Genomic DNA, 6,373 nt, shown 5'->3' with positions numbered 1-6,373 from the left:
TATCAACTCTATTTATCGTACAGCCTTTATTTTAAGGGTACTTTTATAAACAGGGCAAGTAATTAATTAAGTATTATTTTATCAGGCATAATCGAAACCACTTTTTTATTAAGATATTTCGGATTTAGCCCATCATTTATCTGTTTATTGGTAAGTTTAATTTTTCCGTTTAAAAAACCTTGAACGGTTATTTTTTGATTTATCTTGGCCTGGCTAATTAAATCGGTTTGTAAATAGAAGTATTGGTTGCTTGTTTTAAGAGGAGTTAAAATTATTAAAATCTGACCTTGTTTATTTGTAGCAAGATCTTTTATATAAAATCTTTTCAGAGTTACATTCATAAATAAATTGTTGCTGGTGTATTGTTCCATAGAAGTAATATCAAGCTCTTGGGTGATATCTGGATATTTTGAGGATACTTTATTAGTTTTCTTTGAATCTGAGGCTTTAACAGTGTGTATAACACGGTTTTGGCTAAGGTGAGTATTATTTATCGAAATACCAGTTAATAGTGTCAGACTAGTAACTAAGGCTATTCTTTTACGATTCATATTTATCTCCTTTTTGATCATTTTTCCTGTTAAATTATAATTCTTGTAATGTCTGAGTAAGTAGTAATTAGCATAACTAAGTATTGATAAATATTAATTTTATATTTATTGGATATTCAAAAAATATAATAAATTAAATTTAAAAATCGTCTATAAAATGTATCTAAGAATATCTATTACTGATACTATGAGCAAGCATCAAATAAAATAAGAATGTAAGAGGCCAAAATATGAATTTGACTGTTGATCATTTGATTCAAACAACTTATAAGGAGTTTTCTAATCATAGGATCGAACGATTTACTTTGACAGATCTTTCCAGAATTTCAAAGATCCATCGTAATTCTATTTATTACCACTTTAATGATATAGCTCATTTATACAGAGTTATTTTTGAACGGGTTATTCTAAAAGAGATTACTGAAAATTGTAAGACGACTGATGAATTATTGAAAAGAACGGTTAAATATATTGATAAACATAGAATATTTTGCTTGAATATGTATAATCATGGAGCTTTAAATGCTGATTTTACTAATATAGTTGTTTTTTTGGCCGAAGTTATTTTTAAATATCGTGAAAAAAATTCTTCTAAACGTGGTTCATTGATTGGTGGTTTTCTGGTGATTTTAAATTGCTGGTTTGATAATGACCTTAGAGATGACAGTCAAAAAATTTGTAATGATTTGTTAGAATATAATCGCTTTTTAAGAGGGTTTGATTTTGATGACTAGTCACTTTTGAAAATGTGTCAAAAAATGGGCAGTTTCTGAAAAGTGAACATTTTTCTTGAAAGTAATGTTAGTTATAATAAAAGCGTAGTCAGGTGGATGGTCTTGAAAAATCATTCGAAAAAGATTTGATTACATAAAAAATAAATAGGAGAGTTACAAATAATAATTTTATAAAAATAACAATGATTCCCGGCAGAGTCATTGTTTTTGTGGGTTTGTAATTTTCTAGATAAATAGCTTGATTTGAGATTATTGACAATTCATGTATTATATATACTTGAGGTGAAAAAATGTTTAGATATGCAAAAGAAGAGGATGCAGATCAGATATTACCAATTTTGTTCCAAATCTTTGATGAGATGGAATTAGATGTCTTTAAAGAGGTTGGCGATGAAAAAATGGCTCAAGTTATTAAAGAAGGTTTCTTCGAGCCCGGGTATCGCTATGGATTGGACAATATTCTTGTAAATGAAATTGACAATAAGGTAGTAGCTATTATGGTCGGTTATCCTGAAGAACTTGAGGATGGTATCGATGAACCATTGATCAAGATCATGCACAAATATGGCATTAAAGAAAAGAACCTATTTGGTGATAAGGAAGCTTGGCCAGGCGAGTGGTATCTGGATTCATTTGCGGTTGCTCCTGATTATCAAGGCAAGGGGATTGGTACTCAAACAATGGAACATCTAATTGAGGTTATTCGTGATCGTGGCGAAAAGATCTTAAGTTTGAATGTTGATGTTGATAACGCCCCTGCCAAACATGTTTACGAAAAGACTGGCTTTAAAAAGGTTGGTCAATTATATATTGGTAGCCACTTATATGATCATATGCAATATGATTTAACAAAATAAAAGCCCGAAGAAATTTTCTTCAGGCTTTTTTAATTACATTTATTTTTAAAATTATTCAAATAAGAAACTTTTGATTTTAGATTCAAATTGTCTAAATCAGTTTTGGGAGCTAAAGTTGGTAGTTTAATATATTTATTCAAAAAAATAGCTAATAGAGTACCCATTGGTCCATCATCGAGATTTTTAAATGATAATTCTAGTCCGGGATGTCCCTGGCTTAGGATAGTAGGTTGTACTTGAAGAATTTCCTTACCACCTTTAGTAACATGATATTTAGAGATAACTAGATTTCCTATGACGTTCCAATTGACCTTGCTGAGATAGACGTATTTTAGGTCGATCATGGGTAAAGCGTTGATTGTAGCCCTTTCTACGCCATTTATTTCAATTGAATAAATTTTTAAAAAGTTATTTTTTAATTTTATTTCACCAATTAACGTGTTTAAACGATTGTACAATTTAATTAGGAAAGGATTTTCCTTATCGCGAGCAGCAATAAAAATCGTTTCTTTGCTTTGATTTGCAACAACTAAAATATTACCAACAGCCAAGTCTGCCTTTCGGATATAAAGTTCCATTGTCAAAGTTTACTCGTTTGCTTTAGCAACAGTCTCTTCGATGATTTTAGCTACACCATCGTTGATATTGCTATCAGTTGATATTTGAGCTATTTCCTTGATTACAGGGATGGCATTGGCCATGGCAACACCGGTACCGGCAGCTTTAATCATTGAATAATCATTGAGATTATCACCGATTGCCATAATTTCTTCAGGTAAGATATTTCTATTTTGAGCGTATTGCAACAAAGCAATTCCTTTTTGAGCATTAACACTATTAATTTCCACGTTATTAGGTGAAGATGATGTTACAACAATATCTTTAATATTCTTAGTAATGTCTTTTTTTAGAGGAGCTAGGATTCTATGTTGATGTTCATTAAAACCAATTAACTTCATGATTTTATAAGATTTATCATTGAAAATAGCATCATAGTTGTCGACAAAATTCATAGGCATCATTTTGACACGTTCTTGAGTGTCTCGCAAAGCTTGTTTAAAATTAATACCAGGGTTTAATTTAACTAGCAGATTGGCTAAGTTATTTACTCGAGCCTCTCTGTCATTTGAAAAGATACCCTTATTAGTAACAACTTCAAAATAAACGTTATATTTATGGAAGTAATCAACAACCTTGGCTTGAGATGCTACAGAAAGGGGATTGCTAGAAATAAGATTCTCTTTGTTGTCGAAGACTTCGGCGCCATTTAAAGTGATAAAGCCAGGATGGATATGATTCTTTAAAAATGGTTTGGCTTCACTCAATCCACGTCCTGTGGCAATAATAAATTCAATTCCGCTTTGTTCAGCCTTTTTAATGGCTTGAATATTGCGATTTGAAACCTCCATTTTTTCATTTAATAGAGTACCATCCATATCGGATGCGATTAATTTAATCATAAAGTTTCCTCCGAATGCGTTATGCTATAAGTGAATGTTACCATATTTTATGGCATTATATATCAAAACAGGTAGGTGTAAATTTGAAAACCTTAATAAACAATGATTGGCAAGATGTTTTAAATAGTGAATTTGACAAACCGTATTATGAAAAATTACGTGAATTTCTTGTAAACGAATACAACACCCAAACGATCTATCCGGAGATGCATAAGATCTATCAAGCTTTTGATTGGACACCCTTTTCTAAAACTAAGGTAGTTATTTTAGGACAAGATCCATATCATGAACCTAATCAAGCTATTGGCTGTAGTTTTGCAGTTTCTCCAGGGGTAACGATTCCCCCTTCATTGCGCAATATTTATAAGGAATTGCAAGATGATCTAGGATGTGAACCAGTTAATCATGGCTACTTAAAAGCTTGGGCCACTCAAGGGGTCTTACTTTTGAACTCTGTTTTGACAGTTAGACGTGGTCAAGCTAATTCTCACAAGGGTAAAGGCTGGGAACAGTTAACTGATTATGCTATACAGGCTCTCTCTGAACGGGGCAAGGTTGTCTTTATTCTGTGGGGCAATGCTGCCAAAAGTAAAATTCCTTTGATTGACCAATCGAAGAATACAGTTATCTCATCAACGCATCCGAGTCCTTTTGCGGCTCGATACGGATTCTTTGGGTCTAAGCCGTTTTCTAAAGCAAATCAGGCTCTTTTAAACTATAATGAAGAAGAAATTAATTGGCAATTACCTGAACGTGCCGATGAAACGGAGGAAAAGTAATGGATTTATTTGAAAGCCTTAAGAATAAAATTAATGGAAAGAACTTAACAATCGTTTTCCCTGAGGGGGAAGAACCTAGAATTTTAGGTGCAGCGGTTCGTCTATTAAAAGAAAAAATTCTCAGCCCTATTTTAATTGGTGATGTTGCTGAAATTACTAAAGTAGCTGCTGATAAATCTTTTGATATTTCTGGAATTAAAATTGTTGATCCTAAGAAATATGCTGAATTTGACACAATGATTGAAAAATTCGTTGAACACCGTAAGGGTAAGAATACTAAAGAACAAGCTGAAAAGATGTTACTAGATAACAATTATTTTGGTACTATGTTAGTTTATCTAGATAAGGCTGATGGGATGGTTTCTGGAGCTATTCATTCAACTGGAGATACTGTTCGTCCCGCTTTGCAAATCGTAAAGACAGCACCAGGCAATTCTAGAATTAGTGGTTCATTTATTATGCAAAAAGGTGACGAACGTTATATGTTTGCCGATTGTGCAATAAATATTAATCCTAATGCTCAAGAATTAGCTGAAATTGCGATTCAAACGGCTGAGGATGCAAAATTATTTGATATTGATCCCAAAGTTGCTATGCTTAGCTTTTCAACTAAAGGTAGTGCTAAAAGCGATGACGTTACTAAAGTAGCTGAAGCAACTAAAATTGCTAATGAGTTAGCACCTGATTTGCCACTCGATGGCGAATTACAATTTGATGCCGCTTTTGTGCCCAGTGTTGGTGCTCAAAAAGCTCCTGGTTCAAAAGTTGCTGGTCATGCTAATGTTTTCGTATTTCCAGAATTACAATCAGCTAATATTGGCTATAAAATTGCCCAAAGATTTGGTGGATTTGAAGCCATAGGACCTATTTTGCAAGGATTGGCTAAACCAATTTCTGATTTATCTCGTGGCTGCAATGAAGAGGATGTTTATAAATCAGCTATTTTAACTGCTGCTTTAGCATTATAGAATTAAGGAGAAATTATGCTCGAATATCAATTAACAACTCATTCGTATGATGATACTGAAAAGTTAGGCGAACAATTGTCTCAATTATTAAAAATTGGGGATGTAGTTGTGCTTAATGGAGATCTCGGTGTTGGCAAAACGACGTTAACGCGAGGGCTGGCACGTGGTCTTGGTATCAAAAGAAATGTAAAAAGTCCTACCTTTACTTTAATTAGGGAATACAAGGACGGTCGGGTACCGCTTTATCATATGGATGCTTATCGATTGGAAAGTAGTCCGGATGAAGATTTAGGCTTTGATGAATATTTTAATGGCGATGGGATTACCATTGTCGAGTGGCCACAGTTTATCAAAGATGAAATCCCTGAAGAACATATTTCTATCAATATCAAGCGTTTATCAGATACTGAACGTCAGGTTGTTATAAAGCTTCATGGCGAAAAATTTACTGATCGCGGTTTTGGAGAACTAGTATGAGTGAGGAATTAAAACTGCGTGAAGCAATTCCAGAAGATGCTGCCAGTCTATTAGCTTTTCTCAATAAGGCTAGTCAGCAAAGTGATTTTATTTCTTATGATGAAATGAAAGATGTTACTGAAAAAAATGAAGCAATTGCTCTGGATGCAATTTATCGATCAGATCGTGATGAATTAGTTTTAGCTATTTTCGACGATGAAATAATTGGTTATTATCGTTTGGAAAATATTGATGACCAAAAGGCTGAGTTTGGTGTCGTGGTCGATAAAGAATTTTGGAATAACGGAATTGCTTCATACTTAATGGAAGATGCTTTGAACTGGGCGATGGAATCACCATTGAAGAAAGTATTCTTAGAAGTGTATAAAATTAACTCAGTTGCGATTCATATTTATCAAAAGTATGGTTTTACAACTGAAACGGAAAAAGCAAAAACTTTGATAATGGAAAAATTAATTTAGTAAATAATAGTTATTGTATTGAAGGATGTCATCTTCTACTAGATCATCCTAACTCTGTTCCAGGTTAGTTTATTAGTTGATATTAT

The 6,373-nt window shown here is 33.0% G+C and carries 9 protein-coding genes; 6 read left to right on the top strand and 3 right to left on the bottom strand.

Translation table 11 applies throughout. The features are described 5' to 3' along the window. Nucleotides 1-62: 62 nt before the first annotated feature. Nucleotides 63-551: a hypothetical protein gene (locus tag FD26_RS01215; protein ID WP_057866633.1), complete on the bottom strand. Its 489-nt coding sequence runs from the start codon at nt 549-551 to the stop codon at nt 63-65. Between the two features lie 230 nt (nt 552-781). Here FD26_RS01215 and FD26_RS01210 point away from each other — a divergent pair, with 230 nt between their 5' ends. Then, nucleotides 782-1,285: a TetR/AcrR family transcriptional regulator gene (locus FD26_RS01210; protein ID WP_057866632.1), complete on the top strand. Its 504-nt coding sequence runs from the start codon at nt 782-784 to the stop codon at nt 1,283-1,285. 290 nt (nt 1,286-1,575) lie between these two features. Next, nucleotides 1,576-2,142: a GNAT family N-acetyltransferase gene (locus FD26_RS01205; RefSeq protein ID WP_057866631.1), complete on the top strand. Its 567-nt coding sequence runs from the start codon at nt 1,576-1,578 to the stop codon at nt 2,140-2,142. A gap of 29 nt (nt 2,143-2,171) precedes the next feature. Here the strand turns inward: FD26_RS01205 and FD26_RS01200 are convergent, their stop codons facing one another. Both FD26_RS01200 and FD26_RS01195 read right to left on the bottom strand, forming a co-directional pair. Then, nucleotides 2,172-2,720, bottom strand: coding sequence for a hypothetical protein (locus FD26_RS01200; protein ID WP_057866630.1), 549 nt, complete (start codon nt 2,718-2,720; stop codon nt 2,172-2,174). 9 nt (nt 2,721-2,729) lie between these two features. Further along, nucleotides 2,730-3,602 (bottom strand): Cof-type HAD-IIB family hydrolase, encoded by an 873-nt coding sequence (locus tag FD26_RS01195; protein ID WP_057866629.1) that lies wholly within the window; start codon nt 3,600-3,602, stop codon nt 2,730-2,732. 83 nt (nt 3,603-3,685) lie between these two features. Here FD26_RS01195 and FD26_RS01190 point away from each other — a divergent pair, with 83 nt between their 5' ends. Genes FD26_RS01190 through FD26_RS01175 form a run of 4 tightly spaced genes read left to right on the top strand, consistent with a single transcriptional unit; the run spans nt 3,686 to nt 6,287 of the window. Beyond that, complete coding sequence (locus tag FD26_RS01190; protein WP_057866628.1) at nt 3,686-4,381, top strand: uracil-DNA glycosylase; 696 nt, start codon at nt 3,686-3,688, stop codon at nt 4,379-4,381. Next, nucleotides 4,381-5,349, top strand: coding sequence for a phosphate acetyltransferase (gene pta, locus FD26_RS01185; protein ID WP_057866627.1), 969 nt, complete (start codon nt 4,381-4,383; stop codon nt 5,347-5,349). The genes FD26_RS01190 and pta overlap by 1 nt, the downstream gene beginning before the upstream one ends. A gap of 15 nt (nt 5,350-5,364) precedes the next feature. Beyond that, a complete protein-coding gene (gene tsaE / locus FD26_RS01180) occupies nt 5,365-5,826 on the top strand; it encodes a tRNA (adenosine(37)-N6)-threonylcarbamoyltransferase complex ATPase subunit type 1 TsaE (RefSeq protein ID WP_057866626.1) in 462 nt (153 codons plus the stop codon). Beyond that, the gene (locus FD26_RS01175) at nt 5,823-6,287 is read left to right on the top strand and encodes a GNAT family N-acetyltransferase (RefSeq protein WP_057866625.1); all 465 of its coding nucleotides are present in this window, start codon (nt 5,823-5,825) and stop codon (nt 6,285-6,287) included. Before tsaE ends, FD26_RS01175 begins: the two co-directional genes overlap by 4 nt. Nucleotides 6,288-6,373 lie beyond the last annotated feature (86 nt).

Origin of the sequence: Companilactobacillus crustorum JCM 15951 (assembly GCF_001434585.1) — a bacterium.
In the GTDB taxonomy this organism is placed as follows: Bacteria; Bacillota; Bacilli; order Lactobacillales; family Lactobacillaceae; genus Companilactobacillus; species Companilactobacillus crustorum.
The sequence above is the reverse complement of the archived record's forward strand: the minus strand, read 5'-3'. Positions and strand labels throughout refer to the sequence as shown.

Bases quoted from the DNA above. Each gene is read 5' to 3' on its own strand.
- FD26_RS01195 (WP_057866629.1), bottom strand. From the start codon at position 3,602: ATGATTAAATTAATCGCATCCGATATGGATGGTACTCTATTAAATGAA.
- pta (WP_057866627.1), top strand. From the start codon at position 4,381: ATGGATTTATTTGAAAGCCTTAAGAATAAAATTAATGGAAAGAACTTA.
- FD26_RS01200 (WP_057866630.1), bottom strand. From the start codon at position 2,720: ATGGAACTTTATATCCGAAAGGCAGACTTGGCTGTTGGTAATATTTTA.
- FD26_RS01205 (WP_057866631.1), top strand. From the start codon at position 1,576: ATGTTTAGATATGCAAAAGAAGAGGATGCAGATCAGATATTACCAATT.
- tsaE (WP_057866626.1), top strand. From the start codon at position 5,365: ATGCTCGAATATCAATTAACAACTCATTCGTATGATGATACTGAAAAG.
- FD26_RS01210 (WP_057866632.1), top strand. From the start codon at position 782: ATGAATTTGACTGTTGATCATTTGATTCAAACAACTTATAAGGAGTTT.
- FD26_RS01215 (WP_057866633.1), bottom strand. From the start codon at position 551: ATGAATCGTAAAAGAATAGCCTTAGTTACTAGTCTGACACTATTAACT.
- FD26_RS01175 (WP_057866625.1), top strand. From the start codon at position 5,823: ATGAGTGAGGAATTAAAACTGCGTGAAGCAATTCCAGAAGATGCTGCC.